Below are 22,376 nucleotides of genomic sequence, written 5' to 3'. Positions count from 1 at the left end.
AAAGGCTCCGGCAGACAGGTCTCATTCCGGGTTTATAGTGCCACGCCGACCTACACCGACTGGATGAAAGCCCGAATCGACAGTGACGAAGGCAAGAGAATCTACAGCCATCGGATGTCGACGGTTGAACCCGTGTTCGCGAACCTGGAACACAATAAAGGCTTGAAGCGGTTCAGTCTGCGGGGTAAAAAGAAGGTGCAAGCTCAATGGCAGTTATACGCCATGGTACACAACATTGAGAAGTTGATACCCAAAATCGGGTAATCAAAGGGAAATAACAGGATAAGGAGGTCGAATATGCAACGATATCGTGTTTCATCTATCTCCAGTCGTTTAATAATTTTGAGAAAGACTGTTGGCTCAGATTTTCGATAGATTCTTGATATGAGAAAAATATCAGCCTCGAAAATACTTTTTCTACAGTCTCGTTAGATGCCAATGAAGATACGAGTACTAAATTCGATTTTATGCGTAGTTTTTGCGGGAACTATATTGGCGGCTATGTCCATCGTGACCTTTTTTGCATTTTGGCCGTCAAGAATCGCGCATTTTGAGCTCAGGCTTATGGGGGACATCGCAATTGTAAGCGCGCTATATTTCGGTGTGGTGCCGTTGTGCATATTGGGGTTTATATCATTAAAAAGGTTGCCTACAACGCCTCAATCTGTAGGTATTATGGTTTCTTGGCTGTTGATAGTGTTTTTGCTAAGGGCCAAGAAACCTTGGTTATACTACGGTGAATTCCCGTGGTTGTTGTTCGAGCGCGAATTCATTCAGCCGCTTCCAGTAGTGTTGGCTGCAAGTCTAGGCTTTTCGATCTTAGCCAGATTCATGTGCCGCCGCTATGAAACAACGGGCTAGTAACCCCAAAAAAATTGAACTAAAAGTACCTTAAACTTTGGCTATGGTGCATCTAACAATCAGCAGCAGCGGAAAAAGCTACGCTCCGCTGTGCAAGGCGTTAACGTGCACACCTATGAAATGCAGAAATAGCGAAGAATTCCTTAAAGAATCATCAGCTATTGATAATTCTGAGCACAGTTTCGAGCATCCATAAAAAACGGGAGCTGTTGCTCCCATTCTTTATTATGCGTCTGGCTTCAGACCTCAGACCTCAGATCCGATCGCGGCCCGCTCAGACCTCAAGCGCCAGTCTCCCGACGCCTGACGCCCGACTTGTCATCAATCACTCAACGCCCTGGCTGTGCAGGTATTCGTCGTAGGTGCCGTGGAAGTCGACAATCTCGTTATCACGGATTTCGATAATACGGGTGGCCAGTGACGATACGAACTCACGGTCGTGGGATACGAAAATCAGGGTGCCTTCGTACATTTCCAGCGCAAGGTTCAGGGATTCGATAGATTCCATGTCCATGTGGTTGGTTGGTTCGTCCATGATGAGGACGTTGTGGTTGCCCATCATCAGTTTGCCGAACAGCAGACGGCCTTTTTCACCACCGGAACATACCTTGACGTTCTTTTTGATGGCGTCGGCGTTGAACAGCAGACGACCCAGAGAACCACGCACGGCGGTTTCGTCCTGGGCTTCGGTTTTCCACTGTTCCATCCAGTCGAACAGGTTCATGTCCTTGTCGAATTCGTATTCGTGGTCCTGGGCGTAGTAACCAACGTTGGCGTTTTCCGCCCATTTGATGGTGCCGCTGGTTGGGGTTACGTCGTTAACCAGACACTTCAGGAAGGTAGTTTTACCAGCACCGTTGGCACCGATAACGGCGATTTTTTCACCGGCATCGATCATCAGGGTGGATTTCTTGAACAGCAGTTCGCCGCCGTCATAACCGTGAGACAGGTTCTCGATGGCAACCGCCTGACGGTGCAGTTTCTTCTCTGGAGTGAAGCGGATAAAAGGGTTCTGGCGGCTGGATGGCTTGAACTCTTCGATCTTGATCTTATCGATCTGCTTGGCGCGAGAAGTTGCCTGCTTGGACTTGGAAGCGTTGGCAGAGAAGCGCGATACGAACTGTTGCAGTTCGGCGATCTGGGCTTTCTTCTTGGCGTTGTCGGCTTGCTGACGTTCACGCGCCTGGGTGCTGGCGATCATGAAGTCGTCGTAGGTGCCTGGGTACACCTTGATCTGGCCGTAGTCGATGTCGGCCATGTGGGTGCACACGGAGTTCAGGAAGTGACGGTCGTGCGAAATGATGACCATGGTGCACTTCATGTTGTTGATGATGCCTTCCAGCCAACGAATGGTGTTGATGTCGAGGTTGTTGGTTGGTTCGTCGAGCAGCAGGATGTCCGGGTTGGAGAACAGGGCTTGTGCCAGCAGCACACGCAGTTTCCAGCCTGGGGCCACGTTGGCCATTGGGCCGAAGTGGAATTCAGTACCGATACCGGCACCCAGCAGCAGGTCGCCAGCACGGGATTCAGCGGTGTAACCGTCCATCTCGGCGAATTCGCCTTCCAGCTCGGCGGCACGCATGTAGTCGTCTTCGGTGGCTTCCGGGTTGGCGTAAATGGCATCACGCTCCTGACGGATGGCCCACAGTTCCTTGTTACCCATCATCACGGTGTCGAGCACGGTGAATTCTTCGAAGGCGAACTGGTCCTGGCTCAGTTTGCCCAGACGTTCGTTTGGCGTAACAGAGACGTTACCGGCGCTCGGTTCGAGGGAGCCGTCCAGAATCTTCATGAAGGTCGACTTGCCACAACCGTTGGCGCCGATGAGGCCGTAGCGGTTGCCGTCTCCGAATTTGATGGAAATGTTTTCGAACAGCGGCTTGGCACCGAACTGCATGGTGATGTTGGCGGTGGAAATCACGGTGATGTCCTGCGATGGGAAGGATTTGAAAGCGCGCAAGTATACCGGTTTTTGTGGTTGGGGGTGAGTGTCAATTGACCGCTCAGACGATAGGGGCAGGTTGCAGTTGGTACAGCCCGCCGATGACCAGCCATTCGTTCTCGCCCTGCAGGCTTGTGGGTAACAGGCCCGGAAAATACAGCACCTTGGTCAGGGGGATGTCGGCCTGCCAGATGTGATCACCAAAGCTTGAGGTTTGCTGGAGGTCATCGCTGAAGGAGGACAGGTTGTTGAGCAGCATCAAAGGCGGTGTGTGGCTCAGCCATTCGTGTTGTTCACTGTGGTTGAAGGCGCGATACAGGCGCTGGTGTTGCTGTTGTGGAAAACGGTGTTGCAGTTCGTGCTGGGCGAAGCTGTAGAGCAGGTCCAGTTGGGCTTCAAGGCCGTTGGTATTGTACAGGCCAGCCATGCGCTGGCTGAGGTATTCGAGGTAGGCTGCACTGTCGGGGCTGCGAATCGGTTGTTGATGAAAACGTGGCAACAGGCCAAAGCGGCTTTCGACCCATCCTTTCAGAACCGCACCTTGCTGGCTGTCGCTGTTGAATAACCAGCCGCGTAACAGTCGGCGGTAGTCGGCCTTGTGACGGTCGTGGCGACTGTTGGTCTGCAGGCCAATTTGTTCGGGGTATTCGAGCAGGAAGCTGACGCGCAGGTATTCTTCAAACAGTTGCTGGCGTTCGTGCCGGTCGGGCTGGGCGTTTAAGCGTGCAAACAGGGCGCTGTGAAGTTCAGCAATACCGTCGATCAGCAATGGGATGGGATGTTGCTGATAACCCGGACTGCCCAGAATGTCGGCCGGAATATTACAGCGGTTGATGGCCAGACGCGCCAGTCGTGGCAGGGTTGGCGAGTGTTGTGCAAGGTCTTGACGCATATCGCGATTGCCGGTCGTGAAAGGCGTAGTCTGGGCTTTGTTGTACTGATCAACATTGATCCGTGTCCGGTCGAATACCGGTCTTGCGGCCAAAAGGAGCAATTGTGCACACCTCCGTTATTTCCCGTCTGGATCGTTATCGCGGTTGTCTGCTGGGGCTTGCTACTGGTGATGCGGTGGGCACGACACTGGAGTTCCGGCCGCGTGGCAGTTTTGCACCAATTACCGATATGGTGGGGGGCGGGCCGTTTGGATTACTGCCGGGGCAGTGGACCGACGATACCTCGATGGCGTTGTGTCTGGCGGAGTCTTTGCTGGAGTGTGGCGGTTTTGACGCAGAAGACCAGATGGAACGTTATTGCCTGTGGTGGCAGCGTGGCCACCTGAGTTCGACCGGGCTGTGTTTTGATATTGGTTCCACCGTGTTAACGGCACTGCAACGTTACCGTAAAACTGGCAACGCCTTCGCCGGTTCGGAGCATCCACACAGTGCCGGTAACGGTTCGATCATGCGGTTGGCACCGGTGGTGTTGTATTTCAGTGCCGGTAACTCGATGGCGGTGGATCGGGTGCGCTGTTTGCTGGATATGGCGGAGTGGTCGTCTCGTACGACGCACGGGGCGGCGGAATGTGTGGATGCCTGTCGGTATATGGCGTGGTTGCTGCATTTGTTGCTGGCCGGGCAGGGGCTGGATGTGGTGCTGGCGAATCGTAACTATCAGGCGCGCACCCCGGCGGTTCAGGCGTTGGTGAACGGGGAGTGGCGGCAAAAAACCGAGGCCGATATTCGCGGCAGTGGTTATGTAATGGCGAGTCTGGAGGCGGCGCTCTGGTGCCTGGATCGTTATCGTTCGTTTGACAGTGCGATTCTGGCGGCGGCCAATCTGGGCGAGGATGCCGATACCACGGCGGCGATTTGTGGCCAGTTGGCCGGGGCCTTGTACGGTATCAACGGGATTCCGCTGCGTTGGCAGCAGCAGTTGTGTATGCGGACTTATCTGGAACAACAGGCCGAGCGTCTCCTGATGGAGGGTGCATCGGCCGGTCGTTAGACTTCAACCACCGGTAACCCCGTTATGCTGGCGGTGCCAGGGCTGGGGTTGCCGGGGCTAACGAAGATTACTCTTCGTCTTTCTTCTTCAGGCTCAGGGTGTTTTCACTTGGCTTGCGGTTGCTCTTGAACACACGCTTGCCAGCATCACCGGAACGTTCAGCACGTGGCGCACGGTTGTCGCGCTGTGGACGGTCGCCGTATGGGCGATCACCACGCGGGGCGCGGTCGTCACGTTGTGGACGGTCGCCACGTGGGGCGCGGTCATCACGTTGTGGGCGGTCGCCACGGTCAAAACGTGGTTTGTCGCCGAAAGAACGTTCGCCACGCTCGGCACGATCACCACGGTCAAAACGTGGTTTGTCGCCGTAAGAGCGTTCGCCACGATCACCACGAGGAGCACGGTCATCACGCTGTGGACGGTCGCCGTATGGGCGATCACCACGCGGTGCACGGTCATCACGCTGTGGACGGTCGCCGTATGGACGATCACCACGCGGTGCACGGTCGTCACGTTGTGGACGGTCGCCGTATGGACGGTCACCACGTGGGGCGCGGTCGTCGCGCTGTGGGCGGTCGCCGTATGGACGATCACCGCGTGGAGCGCGGTCGTCACCGTATGGACGATCAGCACGTTGTGGACGGTCGCCGTATGGACGATCACCGCGTGGAGCACGGTCATCACGCTGTGGACGGTCACCGTATGGACGATCAGCACGTTGTGGACGGTCGCCGTATGGACGATCACCGCGTGGAGCGCGGTTATCACGCTGTGGACGGTCGCCGTATGGACGATCAGCACGTTGTGGACGGTCGCCGTATGGACGATCACCGCGTGGAGCACGGTCATCACGCTGTGGACGGTCGCCGTACGGACGATCACCGTGTGGAGCGCGGTCGTCACGGTCAAAACGTGGCTTGTCGCCGAAAGAGCGTTCGCCACGTGGAGCGCGGTCATCACGTTGTGGACGGTCGCCGTATGGACGATCACCACGTGGAGCGCGGTCGTCACGGTCAAAACGTGGCTTGTCGCCGAAAGAGCGTTCGCCACGTGGAGCGCGGTCATCACGTTGTGGACGGTCGCCGTATGGACGATCAGCGCGTGGAGCACGGTCGTCACGTTGTGGACGGTCGCCGTATGGACGATCAGCGCGTGGAGCACGGTCGTCACGTTGTGGACGGTCGCCGTATGGACGATCAGCGCGCTGTGGACGATCACCACGTGGGGCGCGGTCGTCACGCTGTGGACGGTCGCCACGGTCAAAACGTGGTTTGTCACCATAAGAACGCTCGCCGCGATCTCCACGAGGGGCGCGCTGTTCGCGGGCTGGTTGTGCCTCTTTTTCTTCGGCAGTCAGCAGGCGAATACCATCTTCTTCAATCACGATGCGGCGTTCCTTATAAAGTTTACCAATAGCCATCTTGAAAGCCCGTTTGCTCACACCAAAATGCATTTCGATGATTTCGCCTGGGCTGTTGTCGCTCAGAGCCAGACGGCCCTGGGCAGCTTCGAGTTTGTTCATGATCCGGCGTGACAGGGGTTCTGCCTGTTCCACACCGCTTTCATTGAGAGTGAGGTCGATCTTGCCATCGTCACGGATGCGCTTGATAAAACCGTCGATGCGCTGGCCGACGCGAATGGCGCTATGAATGTCGCTGTTGTGTACCAGACCCCACCAGCGGTTATTCACAATGGCCTTGTAGCCCAGGTCGGTGCGCTGGGCGATCAGCAGGCGAACGGCGTCGCCGTCTTCCAGTTCCGCTTCGGTTTCCTTGTTTTTCCACGGTGATGGCGTGTTGCCAATCTGGTCGCGGATAAAGCGGTTCAGACGCGAAGTGCCGATCAGGCGGCCGGTGTTGTCTTCGGTCACGTAGACCACGTAAGACTTGCCAACTTCCATGCGTTCGAGCTGTTCGGCGTAAGGCACCATCAGGTCCTTGGCCAGACCCCAGTCGAGGAATGCACCGGTGTTGTTGACGTCTACCACGGTCAGGTTGGCCGCCTGGTTCAGCTGCACACGTGGACGTTGAGTGGTGGCAACAATGCGGTCGTCGGAATCGAGGTATACAAAAACCCGAATTTCATCACCTGGCTGGGTGCCCTCGGGTACGTAGCGTTTTGGCAGCAGGATTTTGCCGCCGTCGTTATCGCTCAGGTACATGCCCTGTGGTTGGGCTTCGAGCGCAATCAGATTATAGGTAAGTCCGGGTTTAACCATGACAATGTCCGCCGTTTTGACTAGGGGTAAAAGGGTCACCGCTGCGGGTGACATACTGGGCCGCCTGAAGGAATCAGCTGCGGTAAATGGTTTCGATCAGATGATAGCCGAATTGGGTCTTGACCGGGCCTTGCACGGTCAGTAACGGGCCTTTGAACACGGCGTCGTCGAATGGTTTCACCATATCGCCGCGACTGAACTCACCCAGGCTGCCGCCGTTCTTTTTGGACGGGCAGGTAGAATATTTTTTTGCGAGCGTGAAAAAATCGCTGCCGTTGGCCAGCATTTGCTTGATTTTCAGGGCTTCGGCTTCGGTTTTGACGAGGATATGACGGGCACAGGCGCGTGGCATGGCAGGTCCTCCGGATTGCAGGTGTCTTTCGTATCAATCCCGCTGGCAACTCCGGCGGGCGCGCACTATATACTGAGTGGTGCGGGTGCTCAATGCTGCCCGTCCCTTAACCTTCCTGACTTACACAAGGCCAACATTATGGGCTGGATTCTCCTGATTGCATTACTGCTGGTCGGCTGGCAGATGTGGGACAAACAACAGAAAGCACGGCAGCTGGCATTGGGTGCGGTACGTCAGCGATGTCAGCAGGAAGGGGTGCAGTTGCTGGACGATACGCTGGTGATTGAGCGTACCTGGCCGGAGAAACGTCTGGGGCGCTGGCAGTTACGCCGCGACTACGGATTTGAATTCAGTTCCACCGGTGACCACCGTTATCGGGGTCACCTGGTGTTGTGGGGCCGCAAGATCACCTTGCTGGACCTGCAGGCGCATCGGCCAACCGCTGAAATTATCCAGCTGGCCTCACGCCGTCATTCAGGCTGATGCTGACAAGCTGATAAACGCCGTTAACCAGCGGCCAATCAGATCGCTGTCGGTAGCGGGTGGTTGGCCATTGTTGTCTGACAGGGTGGCCATGCCATCGCCATACACAGGTTCACCAATACAGCTCTGACGACGTGGTAACAGGCGGAGGGTGTATTCGAGTGTGAATTCCGGGTGTCCCTGGAATGCCAACACACGGTTGTCGATGTAAAACGCAGCATTCGGGCAGAACGGGCAGGCCGCCAGGCGGGTTGCCTGCGGTGGCAGCTGCTCAACCTGATCACGGTGGCTGTAGATCAGGCGATAACGATCGCTGCGTTCGTGAATCCACTCGGGCAGTTCAACCACGGCGCTTTCGCGAATACCAATGCCCCAGCCACGCGGGCTGCGGCCTGCAAATCCACCCAGTGTATGAGCCAGCAGCTGGTGGCCAAAACAGATACCAATCATACGTTCGCCGTGCTGGTGCGCAGCCTTGATCCATTCCTGCAGCGGCAGAATCCACGGCAGCGGGTCGTAGACACCGGCTTTGGAGCCTGTGATCAGATAGGCGTCACAATCGCCAGGCGCAGGCAGCTCGCCGTCCTGTACGTCGTAGTAACGGAATTCCCAATCGATAAACGGTGTTACCCGACGAAAATATTGCTCGAACATCCAGCCGTATGAGCGGTAGTCCGGTTGCAGATCGGGGTATAGAGTATCGGTTTCGAGCAAGCCTAACGTCAGCATTGGTTGGTATCGGTAATCAGGTTAATTCAGTGGCGGTTGGTCGTTTGTGGCTGGGTACTGGCACGCAGCGGGGTCAGAATGTCTTCCAGACCATTGATGCGGATTTCCAGCGCCAGAGCCATCAGTTGACCAAGTTCACCATCGGGAAAGCCCTTGTGGCGGAACCACAGCAGGTACTCTTCGGGCAGGTCCATAATGACGCGGCCTTGAAATTTGCCAAATGGCATGGTCACCGAAATCAGTCGGACCAGATCGGTTTTATCGAACACGGAAACCTCGGTGGGGGATGCCAGATTCTGTAATGCTGGCAAAGCAAGGCGACGGGCGCAACCTGCAATTCAGTCGGGTGAGGAATCGGGTGGGCAATGCGGGACAAACAGAACGGGGCCGTAGCCCCGTTTTGGCAACCTTATTCGTAGGTGCAGAAGTAGGCGGTGTCACCGGCTACGCGCACTTTGAATTTCTGGTTGGCTTCGATGGTAAAGGCCTGGCCCTGAGCGTAGGAAGTCCACTCGGTCGCGCCTGGCAGCAGAGCGTCCATGGAACCGGAAACCACGGTCATGACTTCTTTCTGGCTGGTGCCAAACTCGTATTCACCGGCAACGATCACGCCAACAGTCGCTGGCAGGGTTGCAGTTTGCAGACCGATGGATTTTACCTTGCCATCGAAGTATTCATTCACTTTCAGCACTTGCAGTACTCCTCATAAACAGAGCACGCATTATAAGCATCCCGGCCACGAATTTGACAAGGGATCAGCATCTGGTATCGCGTGCCCTGGTCTGGCTCGCTGAGAATCCGGATGTTGCCCTGTAGCTGGTTGACCACCAGATCGTAGACGATATGGGCACCAAGACCGGAACCACCTTCCTGACGGCGGGTGGTGAAAAATGGCTCGAATACTTTTTCGAGGGTTTGCTGGTCCATACCGCGGCCGTTATCACGGAAACACAGGCATAACTGGTCGCCAGCGCGGGTTGCCACGATATGAATCTCGCCACTCTGGTCACGCCCGAAGGCGTGGTGGAGGGCGTTCATCATCAGGTTGGTGACGATTTGCGCGTAAATGCCGGGTGCTCCGGTGATGTATAGCGGGTGTGGGCATTCAATACGAATATCAATCGGCCGGTAACGGTAGTGGGGGCGTAATGACCACACCACACTGTTCAGATAGTCCCCCACCTCAAACTCCCGAATCTGGCCGCTGGCCTGATCGACACTGACTTCCTTGAAGCGGGTAACGGTCTCGGCCGCCCGTTCGATATTGCTGTGGGCGAGTGTTACTGACTCAACGATGTGGGCGAGCATGGCTTCACAATCGTGCGCGGTTTTCGGGGACTCGAAACAGTTTGGCGTCAGTTCCTGAATCAGGCTGTCGAGGGTCGAAGCGCCAATCGCCAGCGGTGTGTTGACCTCGTGAGCGAGCCCGGCCAGTAATTCTCCCACCATGGTTTGTTGCTCTTTTTCGAGTAGTTGCTGGCGAGTCATACGCAGGGCATTGAGGGTGTCGTTGACTTCCTGGGTGCGCAGATCCAGCTCTCGGTTACGTTCGGCAACACCGGCTTCCAGCAGACGGTTGGCTTCCAGCATGCGCTGCTGTTCTTCAATGGCGTGGCGGGCATTTTCCTGCTCTTCATGCAGTTGCTGGCTCCACTGTTCCTGTTGGAGTAATACCTTGCGTATCAGGGGGGCGAGTAAAGGGGATTTTTGCAAGTCGGCCGGAATCAGGATGCTGCCATCTTCGTGATCCCGGAATTCCGGCAGCTGGCGAGCCAGCTGGCGAATCTGGCGATAGATGTGTATCTGGCGGGCAGCCAGCAACAGCACAACCAGCAGTAATATCGGCACCATATACAGCAGACTGATGTTGATGTTTTCGGTGGTGCTGTGAACGACGGTTTCGTGTTGTGCGCAGGCGGGAATAGCGGTCAGGCACAGCAGCAGACACGACACATTCGTCAGGACTGGCAGGCGGTTTGTTGTTCCCTTCAGACGTGCGGTCAAATCCATCTCCAGGCCACTATAAAAAAGACGCGCTATATTTTTTTTTTTGCTGTACAATTCGGCCCCCTTTTTCGACAAATACATGTCGGGCCAGGCCGATTGCAGACAAACGCGGCGCCAGCATACCCCACACAGGGTGTGCTTTTGCAAGTTCACTTGCCGCAGCAGAGTTCAGGGAGTTTCTGACACGTCACGGCCATGCCCTTCCTCTGTCACTGCATAGGTAATTTATGACTGACGACGTTATTCCCGCTGGTTTCGCCAGCCTGGGCCTTCCTTTCCCTATTCTGCGCTCTCTGGAAGACCTCGGCTACGAAGCTCCGTCCCCAATTCAGGCGAACAGTATTCCACCACTGCTGAATGGTCAGGACGTGCTGGGTATGGCCCAGACGGGAACTGGCAAGACTGCCGCGTTCGCCCTGCCACTGCTGGCTCGCACCCAGGCCGACTTCCGTTCTCCGCAAGTTCTGGTTCTGGCTCCTACCCGTGAACTGGCTCAGCAGGTTGCTGAAGCCGTTAAAACCTACAGCCGCTACATGTCCGACATCGGCGTAACCGCTATTTATGGTGGTTCCGATTACGGCTCACAGCTGCGTGACCTCAAGCGCGGTCCGCAATGGGTTGTGGGTACTCCTGGTCGTGTAATGGACCACCTGCGTCGTGGTTCCCTGAACCTGGCCGACATCAAGGCTGTGGTTCTGGACGAAGCCGATGAAATGCTGCGTATGGGCTTCATCGACGACGTGAACTGGATTCTGGAACACACTCCTCGTGCCCGTCAGGTAGCCCTGTTCTCCGCTACCATGCCGCGTGAGATCCAGAAAGTGGCGGAAACCCACCTGAAAGATCCGGTACAGGTAAAAATCCAGGCCAAGACCACAACTAACGCCAACATTAGCCAGCGTTATTGGTTTGTTTCCAACGTTCACAAGAACGATGCGCTGTTGCGTATCGCCGAAGTGGAAGATTTCGACGCCATGATGGTATTCGTACGTACCAAGCAGGCGACCGAAGAAGTGGCTGATTTCATGAGCCAGAACGGTTTCCGTTGTGCGCCACTGAACGGCGATATTCCGCAGGCTCTGCGTGAAAAAGCAGTAGAAAAATTGAAGAGCGGCCAGCTCGACATGATCGTGGCCACTGACGTAGCGGCTCGTGGTCTGGACGTTGAACGTATCAGCCACGTAATCAACTACGACATTCCACAAGACACCGAATCCTACGTTCACCGTATCGGCCGTACTGGTCGTGCCGGTCGTGAAGGTGCTGCGATTGCGTTTGTACGCGGTCGTGAAAAGCGCATGTTGCGCGACATCGAAAAAGCCACTCGTCAGCCAATCGAAGAGATGCAACTGCCGACTGCCAAGGATGTTAACGCCAAGCGCGCCGAACGTTTCCAGACCCGTATTCTGGAAGCGGTTAAGCCGGAAGATAACACCACTTTCCGCACCATGGTTGAAGGCCTGCTCGAGAAGCAACCGATGGACCCTCTGGATCTGGCAGCCGCTCTGGCCAGCCTGGTACAGGGTAACAAGCCGATGTTCCTGAACGAACAGGAAGATGACCGTCCACGTCGCACTGAACGTACCGAACGTTCCGAGCGCGGTGATCGTGAAGATCGTCCGCGTCGTGAGCCACGCGAACCTCGTGAACCACGCGAGCCACGCAAGGCTGCTCCGGATGAACAGGCTCGTCCTCTGAAGGGCAACCCTGATGTCGACATGCAGCGTTACTGGGTAGGCGTTGGTTACGACCACGGTCTGAAGCCAGGTAACCTGGTTGGCGCGATTGCCAACGAAGCGGATATCGAAAGCGCCTTTATCGGCCACATCGAAATCTTCGAGCAGTACTCCGTAGTGGATCTGCCAGACGGTATGCCAGAAAACATTCTGGGCGTACTGAAGAAAGCTCGTGTATGCGGTCAGACTCTGGGTCTGCGTGCATACCGTTCTGATATGGCCGTTGCCCCGCGTGAAGGCGGTGCCCGTAGTGAGCGTCGTGAAGGCGGTTTCCGTGGTGAGCGTCGCGAAGGCGGTTTCCGTGGTGAGCGTCGTGAAGGCGGTTTCCGTGGTGAGCGTCGTGAAGGCGGTTTCCGTGGTGAGCGTCGTGAAGGCGGCGAAGACCGTGCGGATTCTGCTCGCAAGATGCACCGTAAAGGCCCGCGTCACTCCTGATAACAGCAGCCCTTCGGGGCTGTGTTGTTGATAAAAACCCCGTTGGTGCAAACCGCGGGGTTTTTTATTGGGCGCTGTTTTTATTCTGTCTGGCGTCTGGCGTCTGGCGTCTGGCGTCTGGCGTCTGGCGTCTGGCGTCTGACGTCTGGTGTCTGGTGCAAGGCTGCTTGCCCTCTTGGGGGACCTTGTCCCCCGGCCGGGCGGGCCTCCCCTTGCTTTTGCCCGACTGGGCTCGTGCCTCCGAAATTCACCGACAACGGCTGTTCGACCCCGACCCGATGGCACGTCCCTGTGCCAACGGGTCTGGCGGGGCATCCATGCCCCGGCCGGGTCGGCCATTGCGGTGAATCCCGGCTCGCCCAGATGGGCATTTTGTAGCCACCTTCGGTGGGTGAGGCTGGTTTTGATTGATACTTTTTGTCCGACGTCTGCTCGGCTTGTTAATTGGCCTGGCTGCTTGCCCTCTTGGGGGACCTTGTCCCCCGGCCGGGTCGGCCATTGCGGTGAATCCCGGCTCGCCCAGATGGGCATTGGGCAGCCAGCTGCGCTGGGCGAAGCCGGTGTTCATAGTTGCTCTGTTGTAGTGTGGGCATTTATGCCCACTAAGATCGTACGCGACGCCCGACGTCCGACGCCTGAGACGCCCCTTACGGATGCTGGAACATACCGAGTGCTTCCCACCAGAGGTAATCGAGCGGTACCAGCACCAGCAGGCCAATCAGAGCCAGTGGCATCATGACTTTTAATACCCGTACCGAGGCTTCGCCGGTGAGGGCGATGGCCATCATTAATGGGCCGGACTGGTAGGGGAACATGATGTTGGCGTAGCCCATTACCTGGGTCATGAGTACGGTGTAAACACTTAATCCTGAGCTGTCGGCGAAGTGTTGGGCCATTGGCGTGAGCATGGCGGGGGAGCCTGCTTGCGTGGTTGGCAGGGTCGAGAGGAAGGCGATGGCAGCCAGCGACAGGAAGTTATGCAGGTTGTTGCCTTTTTCCATCGGCAGGGCGATTTCCAGCTGTTGTGCCAGCCATTGGCCTACACCACTGCTGTTGATCAGCGCACCAAGACCGAGTACACCGGCAATCAGCAGCAGCATGGTGACGTTCATATTGAATTTCTGGGCATCGACCAGACCCACTTTCGGCAGTAACAACAGTACCGCGGCGGCGAGGCCCACCCAGGCCGGGCTGATGCCGTGGATATCGTCGGTTAACCACAGTGCCAGCGCGGCCAGCATGATGGTCATCATACGTTTCTGCAGGCCGTTCAGGTGCGGGAACAGCGGGCCTTCTTCCCGTTGAGCCAGTTTGAGAGCGGCCGGGTCGGTGCTGGCAACCGGGTAGACCTTGAGAATCAGCATGGCCAGTACCAGTGATTTCATCAGCCCCAGAATCGGGAAGTGCAGGATCAGGTATTCGGTAAAACCGAGCTGAATGCCATACAGGGATTCAGCGGCACCGCTTAATACCATGTTCGGAATATTCGATGGCAGGATGGATACCGTCGGGATGTGCGCGCCAATGGCCACTGCCAGAATAATCCCGGTGCGGCCATTGCTGCCCGGTTCAAAGCCGAGACGGGTCGCCAGTGCCATTACAATCGGCAGCATCATGATCAGACGCCCCATGGACGACGGCATCAGGAAGCCCAGCATCAGGCTGATCAATACCAGACCAAAAATCATACGACGGTAGCTGCCCGCTAACACCTGTTGCAGGAAGGTCGCCAGACGATCACCCAGACCGGTGGTCTGAATGCCCATACCCATCACGCCACCGGCAAAAATAAGCCACAGCGCCGTGGATGAAAAGCCACTGAACACCAGTGATGGTGGTGCCAGCCCGGCCAGAATCGCCAGCAGGAAAAATACCAGCGCAGTCAGAAATTCCGGAATCACACCGGTCGACCACAGCGGCACAACCAGCAGCACCAGCGCCAGTGTGTGGTTCTGGGCGGTAGTCAGATCAGCAATCGGGAACAGCAGAACACTGGCCGACAGGCACAGCATCAGCAGCAGAATCAGGTATTTGGGTTGGCGCAACAGGGCTGGCAAGGGCAACTCCGTATGGTCTGAACGGGCAAAATCGGGAATGCGGGCTGTAGTCGCCCGTTAGCTGGAGTATTGTGGCAGTCTCGAATCCGGTGATCACGCGACAGAACGACAATGAATATCGAGAATCCGCCAAAGACATTCAGCGAGATCAGTGCCCGTTATCCCGAAAGTGGAACCGGCACCTTGCTGGGCCAGTGTATCGATGCCAGCAGGCCGCTGTTGTATCTGTCGGAGGAACTGGCTCAGGGTTCATTGCGCACCCCGCATGAACATCCACGCGGCCAGCTGGCATGGGCGGCCTCCGGCGTGTTGCGGGTTAATACTGAAGCGGGCAGCTGGGTTGTGCCTCCCAGCCACGCGGTGTGGATTACCGGTGGTACCCGCCATGAGATTCTGGTCGCCAGCCGCGCGGCGATCCGATACCTGTTTGTTGATCCGTCGGTGCTGGATCGGTTGCCGGACCATTGTCAGGTGATGGCGGTGACGCCGCTGTTCCGGGAATTGCTGCTGCGGCTCTTGAGTTACGACCTGCAGCAAGCCCAGACCGGGGCGCAACAACGACTGGTGCAGGTGTTGCTGGATGAGCTGGCCGCGCTGCAGCCATCGCCCCTGTATCTGCCATCCGGTCAGGATCGCCGATTGCTGGTGGTGATGGAGCAGCTCAGCCGTAATCCGGCGGATACTCGTACTTTACCTGAGCTGGCGGCGGTAGCGGGGGCCAGTCCACGCACGCTTGAACGCCTGTTTCAGTCGGAAACCGGTCTGGGATTTCAGCAATGGCGTAGCCGTTTGCGTCTGCTCGAAGCGGTGCAACGTCTGAACCGGGGCGAAGGCTCGGCGGCGGTGGCGCATTCGCTGGGTTACACCAGCCCGAGTGCCTTTGTGGCGGCATTTCGCCGTTATTTTGGCCAGCCACCGCAGAGTTTTGGGGCCAGCGAGCTGGCCTGAACTGTGGTTTTATCCATTACAGAACACTTGTCTGGTGATTGTCCGGCTTTGTCAAAATGGCGTTCGTTCCACGACCTGAAACTATCCGTTCTTGCCATTCACTTTGACGAAGCGATCAAAAATTCCTATGGTGTGCGAGTGTTCGTCATAAATCGGACACATTCGTTCTCGGGGCGGGGTGCAATTCCCCACCGGCGGTAACAGCTATGGCTGAAGCCCGCGAGCGCCTGCCGATGGCAGGGACAAGCAGATCCGGTGTGACTCCGGAGCCGACGGTTACAGTCCGGATGAAAGAGAGCGTGTCAGTATTCCTGTCTGGCCAATCGCCGGGCCGGTGCCTGCCCGTTCGCCCTGATTCACTTACCAACCATGAATCAGAGCCTATGAACAACGTATTTGAACCTCATCAGCAACGTATCGCGTTTATCCATGCATCCTGGCACACCGACATCGTGCTGCGTTGTCTGGATGGTTTCCGCAGTGAGCTGCTGGAGCGTGGCTACAATGATGAGTTTATCGATGTCATCGCCGTTGCCGGTGCTTACGAGATCCCTCTGCAAGCTAAACTGCTGGCCAAAAGTGGCCGTTACGATGCGATTGCTGCCAGTGGTCTGGTGGTGGATGGCGGTATTTACCGTCACGACTTTGTGGCCCAGGCGGTTTGCAGCGGCCTGATGCAGGTGCAGCTGGAAACCGAAGTGCCGGTTCTGACCGCTGTGCTGACTCCACACAATTTCCATGAGCATGAAGAGCACCGTCAGTATTTTGCCCGTCATTTTGTGCAGAAGGGCAAAGAGCTGGCCAACGCGGCAGACAACGCTATGCGGGTAACCGCGGCGGCACGTAATACTCGCTGAGTAATAACGTCTGCAGGTAATAAAAAAGGGTTAACGGTGTTGCCGTTAACCCTTTTTGTTTTCAGATCCCGGATGATTTGGCGCAGATCAATCAGTCCAGCACGATGCGGATAAACGCGCCGTCGGAAATCCGGAATTCACCCACAATCGAGGCACCACTGCGTTCTTCGTCACGGGTGCGCACATAGATATGTTCATGATTGTGTGGATGTTCCAGTAACCAGGCGCCCATCGGTACTACCACGCCACATTGTACTGGTGGCGGCTGGTGGGCGGCGGGACGGCCTGGATACCAGATGCGGCACCAGCCGGCTGGAGGGTAGTAAGCCACCGGAATATCCAGACGGCTGTAGCCGTGGCGATGAAAATAATCGCGGTCGTCACGGTAGTAACCGTAGCGATAGATTTCTTCGTGTCGTTCTTCACGACGGTATTGGTTGTGGTGATCGTCACGAGGGCCATGCCATTCAGAGCGCACCGGTTGATCATTGCGCCAGCCGCCGTTGTTTACCCAGCTACCGCCGTTGTGATTACCACGATTGTCGTTGCCGTGGTTGTTATCGTGGCCACGATTATGGTCGTTGCCGCGGTTGTTATCGCCGTGGTTGTTATTGCCACCACGCGAATCGCCTACGCGGCCGTCACCACGGTTATCACCACCACGGTTATCACCACCACGGTTATCACCACCACGGTTGTCACCACCACGGTTGTCACCACCACGGTTGTCATTACGACTGTCGTTACCGTTACCCCTATTATCGCCACGGGATTCACTGGAGCCGGAGCCTCGTTGTTCCCGGGCCGACGGGTCATCACGCCAGCCACCTTCGGCCAGGACAGGCAAGGCAAAGGCCAGCGCCAATGTCGCCGGCAAAAGTCGGGTGAGATAAGTGGCTTTCATAGGAAGCTCCTGACAAAAAATAACCCCAGGGGGCGGCCCGCAACCCATCCGGTATGCCGGGGATGATCGTGAACTGCAATCGAATGTCAGTTAACGAAGGATGTGGGTAATGCTTTAGAGTGAAGTGCCGGTGACTGGTTCCCTGAGTGGGACAAACACAGGAATTTGCGGGGGAATATGGACGAGTTTCGGATAAACGTCAGGGCTGCTTCGGCAGCCCTGAGTGAGCCTGCAGGGATGATCAGTCTTTGCTGGCGGCCGGACGGCGTGGACGGCTGCTGGCTTGCTGGCGAACTTTCTGACGCTTCTGTTCGCGCTGGAACTGTTCTTTTTCACGGCCAATCAGACGACGTACTTTTTTGCGCTCCAGACCGGCGAGGTCGGTGAGGTCGTTAACTTCGCGCTGACCGAGTTCGATCCAGGTACCTACCGGAATGCTGGATGGCAGGAAGATACAGCCGTAACGCACACGCTTCAGACGGCTGACTTCAACACCCTGGCTTTCCCACAGACGACGGACTTCGCGGTTACGGCCTTCCATCAGCACAACGTGGAACCACTTGTTCTGGCCTTCACCGTCGAAGTACTGGATGTCGGTGAAACGGGCCATACCGTCGTCCAGCAGTACACCTTCTTTCAGGCGGTTGATCATGGCTTCGTCAACGTTGCCACGCACACGCACGGCGTATTCACGGTCAACACCGGTAGACGGGTGCATCAGGGCGTTGGCTAGAGCGCCGTCGGTAGTGAACAGCAGCAGGCCAGAGGTGTTGATGTCGAGACGACCAACGTTGATCCAGCGTTCACCCTTGGTTTTTGGCAGGTGGGAAAACACGGTTGGACGGCCTTCCGGATCGGTGCGCGAGCACACTTCACCAATTGGCTTGTTGTAGGCCAGTACACGACGGGTACGACCAGCGTCGTCCAGTTCTACCTGGCGGCCGTTGACGGTGATGACGTCGTGATGGTCGGCGCGGTCGCCCAGCTCAGCTACCTTGCCGTTCACACTGACACGGCCTTCGGCGATCCACTTTTCGGCTTCGCGACGGGATGGGGCTACGGCGGTGAGCGCCAGCAGTTTCTGAATACGTTCTTTCATGATTCGGGTTCTTCTGGTTTGGGGCTGTCATCCGCGGTGGATGCGCCCGGGTTGTCTGAGGCAGAGCGGGGTGTCTGCAGGCGTCGTAACAGATCGCCAAAGGCAGTGGAGCCCGAGCTGCTGTCCGGATCGTCCGGACGTTCTTCGTTTTGGCCAAACAGGTTGCGTTCCACCTGTTCTACCAGGGCCTGAGCCTGTTCCAGATCGTCAGCAGTGGCTGCCAGCACTTCGGCGCCGCGACGGGCAACTTCGTCCTGGTTGTCGAACTGGTAATCCTCGGTTGGGGTTTGGCGCGCATTGGCGTCGTCGCCCAGTCGTTCCTTGCGTTCCTGGTCGTCGAGATCACGAATGGCCAGCAGGGTTGGCAGTTCGTCGAGGCTTTTCAGACCAAAGTAATCGAGAAAAATCGGGGTGGTGGCAAACAGCGCCGGGCGGCCCGGCACGTCCTTGTAACCGACGACCCGGATCCATTCGCGGTCAAGCAGGGTGCGAATGATGCCGGAGCTGACGGTGACACCGCGGACGTCTTCAATGTCGCCACGGGTAATGGGTTGACGGTAGGCGATCAGGGCCAGGGTTTCCAGCAAGGCACGGGAATAGCGCGGGGCCTTTTCGTCCCACAGGCGGCTGACCCAGGGCATAAAGGCCTGACGTACTTGCAGGCGGTAACCACTGGCGACCTGCACCAGTTCAATACCTCGGCCTTCGAGATCCGTGGCCAGCGCTTTGGCGGCGTCTTCAATCTGGCGGCGCGACGGTTGTTCGTCTTCTTCAAACAGGCTTTGCAGGCGTTCGACCGACAAGGGGCCGCCGTGCGCCAGCAAGGCACTTTCGAGAATATGCTTCAGTGCGGTGGGGTTCATTCAACAGCTCTCAGTCGCACATGGATGGGGCCAAAGGCTTCCTGTTGCACCAGCTCGAGGGTTTTTTCCTTCACCAGTTCGAGGATGGCCAGAAAGGTCACCACAACACCGAGACGACCCTCACGTTCACCGATCAGGCTGGTCAGGGGTTTGAATTCACCGGACTGCAGCTGGTCGATAATCTGGATCATCCGTTCCCGGGTCGACAGTGTTTCACGCTGGATCTCGTGGTGTTCGGTGCGTTCGGCGCGGCGCAGGACTTCGGCCATGGCCAGCATGATCTCTCGCATGCTGACATCCGGTGGCGTGCGGTTGATCTGGCGGTTGTCGATATCGAGATGCAGAGTGACGTTGTCGCGCTCTTCGCGTGGCAGCGCTTCGAGATCTTCGGCAGCCTGCTTGAAGCGTTCGTATTCCTGCAGACGGCGAATCAGCTCGGCGCGCGGATCTTCGTCATCAATTACCTCGTGATCGTCGTCACGATGGCGTGGCAGCAACACGCGGCTTTTGATTTCCGCCAGGGTGGCGGCCATCAGCAGGTATTCACCGGCCAGTTCCAGCTGCATGGCGTTCATCATGTCGATGTACTGCATGTACTGATCAACAATGTCGGTGACGTTGACGTCGAGAATATCGAGGTTCTGCTTGCGAATCAGATACAGCAACAGGTCGAGTGGGCCTTCAAACTGCTCGAGGATCACTTCCAGCGCATCGGGCGGAATATACAGATCCAGCGGCAGCTGGGTCATGGGTTGTCCCATGACCCTGGCAATCGGTGTTGGCAGGTCGATCACCGCCAGCGCCTCGTCGGTGCTTTGCGGTTCGATGGTGTCAGTCATCAGCGTGCTCTCTCAGCAGGGCAGACAGTTCTTGTGTGGTCAGCGTAGCAGGCCCATGGCCTTGCGCACGTCTTCCAGGGTGGCGCGGGCGGCATCACGGGCGCGCTCGCTGCCTTCGGCCAGCAGGGTGTCCAGCATGTCGGGGCTGCGCTCGAAGGTTTCGGCGCGCTCCCGGATCGGTTCCTGCTCGGCAATAATGGCGTCAATCAGTGGCTGTTTGCATTCCAGACAGCCACGGGCGGCGTTCTGACAGTGGTTATCCACCACGGCCAGTTCGTCGGCGCTGGAGTATACCCTATGCAAGGCGCGAACGGGGCATCGGAATGGGTCTCCGGCGTCACTCAGACGAATGCGTTGCGGGTCGGTGCGCATGTTACGGATTTTATGGCTGATGTCATCGTTGCTGGAGCGTAATGGAATGTGATTTCCGACCGAGCGTGACATCACGTCGCCGTCGATACCGGGCAAACGCGGTTCGTCGGTCAGTAATACCTGCGGCTCGGGCAGAATCTGGCGGGCAACCCCTTCGAGATAACCGAGCAAACGATTCTGGTCGGCCAGCGTCAGGTTGGTTTGTTCCAGCACCAGGGCGCGGGCGGTTTCCATGGCTTCGCGGTCGCCCTGTTGCTGGTATTGCTCGCGCAGTTGCTGGTAGAGCGGAATCACCTTGCGCGGCAGTTTGCGAATAGCTGCTTCGGCCAGTGCGACAAATCCGGGTTCACAGCTGTGGAGCTGGTTAAAACGATGGGCAATGTCCGCGGTGAGTTTGATGTGGTCAACCTGATCCGCACCCACCGGCACCAGTCCGGCGCGATAGGTCAGAATATCGGCTGCTTGTAACAAGGGGTAACCCAGCATGCCGTAACTGAGAGCAAGGCTGTCTTGCTGGTGGCGTTTCTGGAGTTCTCGGAATACCGGCAAGCGTTCAAGCCAGTCGAGCGGGGTGAGCATGGATAACAGCAAATGTAATTCGGCCTGTTCCGGCACCCGGCTTTGTACCAGCACGGTGGCGGCACTCGGGTTGACGCCAACCGCCAGCCAGTCGGTTAACAGTTCGCGAGTGTGAGCGGCAAGGTTGGCCGGGTCCTGGCGATGGTTGGCCACGGAGTGCCAGTCGGCAATCACAAAATAACAGTCGTACTCGTGCTGCAGCCGCACCCAGTTCTTCAGAACGCCGTGGTAATGGCCAATGTGCAGGCGACCATCGGGTCGCATTCCGGATACTACTCGCCTTTGTGAGTCGACGGCGTTCAAGGGGTTCTCCCGGTTTCAGAGTGGAACCGTCGAGTGTACGGAATGATGAGGACAGGGCAAGGTGAATTCAGCGGATTGATGACGTGGCTGGGTTTGACCGGTATTTAAGCTGCAATTTGTTCCATTTTTGTGAACGGTATGTCACTTGACCCGCTTGCTGCAGAATCTTACTGTTGCAGACATCAACAGCCGCCAGCCGATGTGTTACCGATTCCGGGCTGGCCAATGTGTTACGTTGTTTTGCCCCTCCGAGGTGCCTTATGTCCAATACCCGTGTTGTGATTGTGTCGGCTGCTCACCGTGCCGATTCCCAGAGTCTGCGTATCGCCAACTCCCTGAATGAGCAGTTCCTGGGTGGTGAAGCCAACATTGTTGACCTGTTTGCAGCGGACCTGCCGATGTGGACCGGTACTGCCGCCACTCCAGCCGTTGAAGCGGTGCGTGAAACCTTGGCCGCTGCCGATGCCCTGATTATTGTGGCGCCAGAATGGCACGGTATGGCTCCTGCGGGTTTGAAGAACCTGCTGTTGTGGTGTGGTGCGGCCCAGCTGGCACACAAACCAACCCTGCTGGTGGCGGTATCCAGCTCGGTGGGGGGGGCGTTTGTGATCGCCGAATTACGCGGCAGCGGTTACAAGAACTCCCGTCTGCTCTATACCCCGGAACACCTGATTCTGCGCAACGTGACTGACCTGTGGTCTGGCAAGGATCACCCATCCGATGAATTCCTGTGCAAACGCGCCCGCTTTGCGGTTGATCAACTGCTGACCTACGCCGAGGTGATCAAGCCGGTGCGTGGCAAGCTGGTAGAAGGCATGGCGGAATTCGCCAACGGTATGTCCTGATTC

21 protein-coding genes and 1 riboswitch are annotated in these 22,376 nt (G+C 57.0%); of the genes, 7 read left to right on the top strand and 14 right to left on the bottom strand.

Going from position 1 to position 22,376, the window contains the following annotated elements:
* On the top strand, positions 1 to 264 hold a 264-nt coding region (locus tag OUO13_RS03075), incomplete at its 5' end, for a transposase (RefSeq protein ID WP_283172378.1).
* 922 nt (positions 265 to 1,186) lie between these two features.
* Here OUO13_RS03075 and OUO13_RS03070 read toward each other — a convergent pair.
* Both OUO13_RS03070 and OUO13_RS03065 read right to left on the bottom strand, forming a co-directional pair.
* Positions 1,187 to 2,782, bottom strand: coding sequence for an ABC-F family ATPase (locus OUO13_RS03070; protein WP_283172377.1), 1,596 nt, complete (start codon positions 2,780 to 2,782; stop codon positions 1,187 to 1,189).
* 82 nt (positions 2,783 to 2,864) lie between these two features.
* Entirely contained in the window at positions 2,865 to 3,695 is an 831-nt protein-coding gene (locus OUO13_RS03065) for an NAD(+)--dinitrogen-reductase ADP-D-ribosyltransferase (protein WP_283172376.1), read from the bottom strand.
* Positions 3,696 to 3,799: 104 nt separating this feature from the next.
* Between OUO13_RS03065 and OUO13_RS03060 the strand changes: the two genes are divergently transcribed.
* The gene (locus tag OUO13_RS03060; RefSeq protein WP_283172375.1) at positions 3,800 to 4,747 is read left to right on the top strand and encodes an ADP-ribosylglycohydrolase family protein; all 948 of its coding nucleotides are present in this window, start codon (positions 3,800 to 3,802) and stop codon (positions 4,745 to 4,747) included.
* A gap of 67 nt (positions 4,748 to 4,814) precedes the next feature.
* Here OUO13_RS03060 and OUO13_RS03055 read toward each other — a convergent pair whose 3' ends face one another.
* Complete coding sequence (locus OUO13_RS03055; protein WP_283172374.1) at positions 4,815 to 6,965, bottom strand: S1-like domain-containing RNA-binding protein; 2,151 nt, start codon at positions 6,963 to 6,965, stop codon at positions 4,815 to 4,817.
* A 73-nt stretch (positions 6,966 to 7,038) separates the two neighbouring features.
* Positions 7,039 to 7,317, bottom strand: coding sequence for a peptidylprolyl isomerase (locus OUO13_RS03050; RefSeq protein ID WP_283172373.1), 279 nt, complete (start codon positions 7,315 to 7,317; stop codon positions 7,039 to 7,041).
* A gap of 21 nt (positions 7,318 to 7,338) precedes the next feature.
* Here OUO13_RS03050 and OUO13_RS03045 point away from each other — a divergent pair, with 21 nt between their 5' ends.
* On the top strand, positions 7,339 to 7,800 hold the full coding sequence (locus OUO13_RS03045; RefSeq protein WP_283172372.1) for a DUF3301 domain-containing protein: 462 nt from the start codon (positions 7,339 to 7,341) through the stop codon (positions 7,798 to 7,800).
* Here the strand turns inward: OUO13_RS03045 and OUO13_RS03040 are convergent.
* The 4 genes from OUO13_RS03040 to OUO13_RS03025 form a co-directional block, all read right to left on the bottom strand.
* Entirely contained in the window at positions 7,792 to 8,529 is a 738-nt protein-coding gene (locus OUO13_RS03040) for a glutamine amidotransferase-related protein (protein ID WP_283172371.1), read from the bottom strand. The genes OUO13_RS03045 and OUO13_RS03040 overlap by 9 nt on opposite strands.
* Positions 8,530 to 8,555: 26 nt before the next feature.
* Positions 8,556 to 8,798 (bottom strand): DUF3820 family protein, encoded by a 243-nt coding sequence (locus tag OUO13_RS03035; protein ID WP_283172370.1) that lies wholly within the window; start codon positions 8,796 to 8,798, stop codon positions 8,556 to 8,558.
* A 140-nt stretch (positions 8,799 to 8,938) separates the two neighbouring features.
* Complete coding sequence (ppnP, locus tag OUO13_RS03030) at positions 8,939 to 9,220, bottom strand: pyrimidine/purine nucleoside phosphorylase (protein ID WP_283172369.1); 282 nt, start codon at positions 9,218 to 9,220, stop codon at positions 8,939 to 8,941.
* A complete protein-coding gene (locus OUO13_RS03025; RefSeq protein WP_283172368.1) occupies positions 9,214 to 10,533 on the bottom strand; it encodes a sensor histidine kinase in 1,320 nt (439 codons plus the stop codon). Before OUO13_RS03025 ends, ppnP begins: the two co-directional genes overlap by 7 nt.
* A 230-nt stretch (positions 10,534 to 10,763) precedes the next feature.
* Between OUO13_RS03025 and OUO13_RS03020 the strand changes: the two genes are divergently transcribed.
* A complete protein-coding gene (locus tag OUO13_RS03020; protein ID WP_283172367.1) occupies positions 10,764 to 12,707 on the top strand; it encodes a DEAD/DEAH box helicase in 1,944 nt (647 codons plus the stop codon).
* Between the two features lie 647 nt (positions 12,708 to 13,354).
* On the opposite strand, the gene OUO13_RS03015 is transcribed toward OUO13_RS03020, so the two are convergent.
* Complete coding sequence (locus tag OUO13_RS03015; RefSeq protein ID WP_283172366.1) at positions 13,355 to 14,764, bottom strand: SLC13 family permease; 1,410 nt, start codon at positions 14,762 to 14,764, stop codon at positions 13,355 to 13,357.
* A 111-nt stretch (positions 14,765 to 14,875) separates the two neighbouring features.
* Between OUO13_RS03015 and OUO13_RS03010 the strand changes: the two genes are divergently transcribed.
* On the top strand, positions 14,876 to 15,712 hold the full coding sequence (locus tag OUO13_RS03010) for an AraC family transcriptional regulator (RefSeq protein ID WP_283172365.1): 837 nt from the start codon (positions 14,876 to 14,878) through the stop codon (positions 15,710 to 15,712).
* A gap of 160 nt (positions 15,713 to 15,872) precedes the next feature.
* A riboswitch (FMN riboswitch) is annotated at positions 15,873 to 16,015 on the top strand.
* An 80-nt stretch (positions 16,016 to 16,095) separates the two neighbouring features.
* Complete coding sequence (locus OUO13_RS03005) at positions 16,096 to 16,569, top strand: 6,7-dimethyl-8-ribityllumazine synthase (RefSeq protein ID WP_283172364.1); 474 nt, start codon at positions 16,096 to 16,098, stop codon at positions 16,567 to 16,569.
* Between the two features lie 91 nt (positions 16,570 to 16,660).
* Here OUO13_RS03005 and OUO13_RS03000 read toward each other — a convergent pair whose 3' ends face one another.
* The 5 genes from OUO13_RS03000 to OUO13_RS02980 form a co-directional block, all read right to left on the bottom strand.
* Positions 16,661 to 17,473: a hypothetical protein gene (locus OUO13_RS03000; protein WP_283172363.1), complete on the bottom strand. Its 813-nt coding sequence runs from the start codon at positions 17,471 to 17,473 to the stop codon at positions 16,661 to 16,663.
* A 241-nt stretch (positions 17,474 to 17,714) separates the two neighbouring features.
* Positions 17,715 to 18,572: a 23S rRNA pseudouridine(2605) synthase RluB gene (gene rluB, locus OUO13_RS02995; RefSeq protein WP_283172362.1), complete on the bottom strand. Its 858-nt coding sequence runs from the start codon at positions 18,570 to 18,572 to the stop codon at positions 17,715 to 17,717.
* Positions 18,569 to 19,435, bottom strand: coding sequence for an SMC-Scp complex subunit ScpB (gene scpB / locus OUO13_RS02990; RefSeq protein ID WP_283172361.1), 867 nt, complete (start codon positions 19,433 to 19,435; stop codon positions 18,569 to 18,571). The genes rluB and scpB overlap by 4 nt, the downstream gene beginning before the upstream one ends.
* A complete protein-coding gene (locus OUO13_RS02985) occupies positions 19,432 to 20,274 on the bottom strand; it encodes a segregation and condensation protein A (protein ID WP_283172360.1) in 843 nt (280 codons plus the stop codon). The genes scpB and OUO13_RS02985 overlap by 4 nt, the downstream gene beginning before the upstream one ends.
* A 39-nt stretch (positions 20,275 to 20,313) precedes the next feature.
* A complete protein-coding gene (locus OUO13_RS02980) occupies positions 20,314 to 21,528 on the bottom strand; it encodes a nucleotidyl transferase family protein (RefSeq protein WP_283172359.1) in 1,215 nt (404 codons plus the stop codon).
* Positions 21,529 to 21,788: 260 nt separating this feature from the next.
* Between OUO13_RS02980 and OUO13_RS02975 the strand changes: the two genes are divergently transcribed.
* Positions 21,789 to 22,373, top strand: coding sequence for an NADPH-dependent FMN reductase (locus OUO13_RS02975; RefSeq protein WP_283172358.1), 585 nt, complete (start codon positions 21,789 to 21,791; stop codon positions 22,371 to 22,373).
* Positions 22,374 to 22,376: the final 3 nt, after the last annotated feature.

Origin of the sequence: Parathalassolituus penaei, assembly GCF_026626885.1 — a bacterium.
In the GTDB taxonomy this organism is placed as follows: domain Bacteria; phylum Pseudomonadota; class Gammaproteobacteria; order Pseudomonadales; family Oceanobacteraceae; genus Oceanobacter; species Oceanobacter penaei.
Note: the sequence above shows the minus strand (reverse complement) of the source record. Positions and strands in the feature narration are given on the sequence as shown.

Excerpts from the sequence above, each read along its gene's own strand:
- OUO13_RS03055 (WP_283172374.1), bottom strand. The coding sequence starts at position 6,965 with ATGGTTAAACCCGGACTTACCTATAATCTGATTGCGCTCGAAGCCCAA.
- OUO13_RS03040 (WP_283172371.1), bottom strand. The coding sequence starts at position 8,529 with ATGCTGACGTTAGGCTTGCTCGAAACCGATACTCTATACCCCGATCTG.
- OUO13_RS03050 (WP_283172373.1), bottom strand. The coding sequence starts at position 7,317 with ATGCCACGCGCCTGTGCCCGTCATATCCTCGTCAAAACCGAAGCCGAA.
- OUO13_RS03065 (WP_283172376.1), bottom strand. The coding sequence starts at position 3,695 with ATGCGTCAAGACCTTGCACAACACTCGCCAACCCTGCCACGACTGGCG.
- OUO13_RS03010 (WP_283172365.1), top strand. The coding sequence starts at position 14,876 with ATGAATATCGAGAATCCGCCAAAGACATTCAGCGAGATCAGTGCCCGT.
- OUO13_RS02985 (WP_283172360.1), bottom strand. The coding sequence starts at position 20,274 with ATGACTGACACCATCGAACCGCAAAGCACCGACGAGGCGCTGGCGGTG.
- OUO13_RS03000 (WP_283172363.1), bottom strand. The coding sequence starts at position 17,473 with ATGAAAGCCACTTATCTCACCCGACTTTTGCCGGCGACATTGGCGCTG.
- scpB (WP_283172361.1), bottom strand. The coding sequence starts at position 19,435 with ATGAACCCCACCGCACTGAAGCATATTCTCGAAAGTGCCTTGCTGGCG.
- OUO13_RS02975 (WP_283172358.1), top strand. The coding sequence starts at position 21,789 with ATGTCCAATACCCGTGTTGTGATTGTGTCGGCTGCTCACCGTGCCGAT.
- rluB (WP_283172362.1), bottom strand. The coding sequence starts at position 18,572 with ATGAAAGAACGTATTCAGAAACTGCTGGCGCTCACCGCCGTAGCCCCA.
- OUO13_RS03020 (WP_283172367.1), top strand. The coding sequence starts at position 10,764 with ATGACTGACGACGTTATTCCCGCTGGTTTCGCCAGCCTGGGCCTTCCT.
- OUO13_RS03005 (WP_283172364.1), top strand. The coding sequence starts at position 16,096 with ATGAACAACGTATTTGAACCTCATCAGCAACGTATCGCGTTTATCCAT.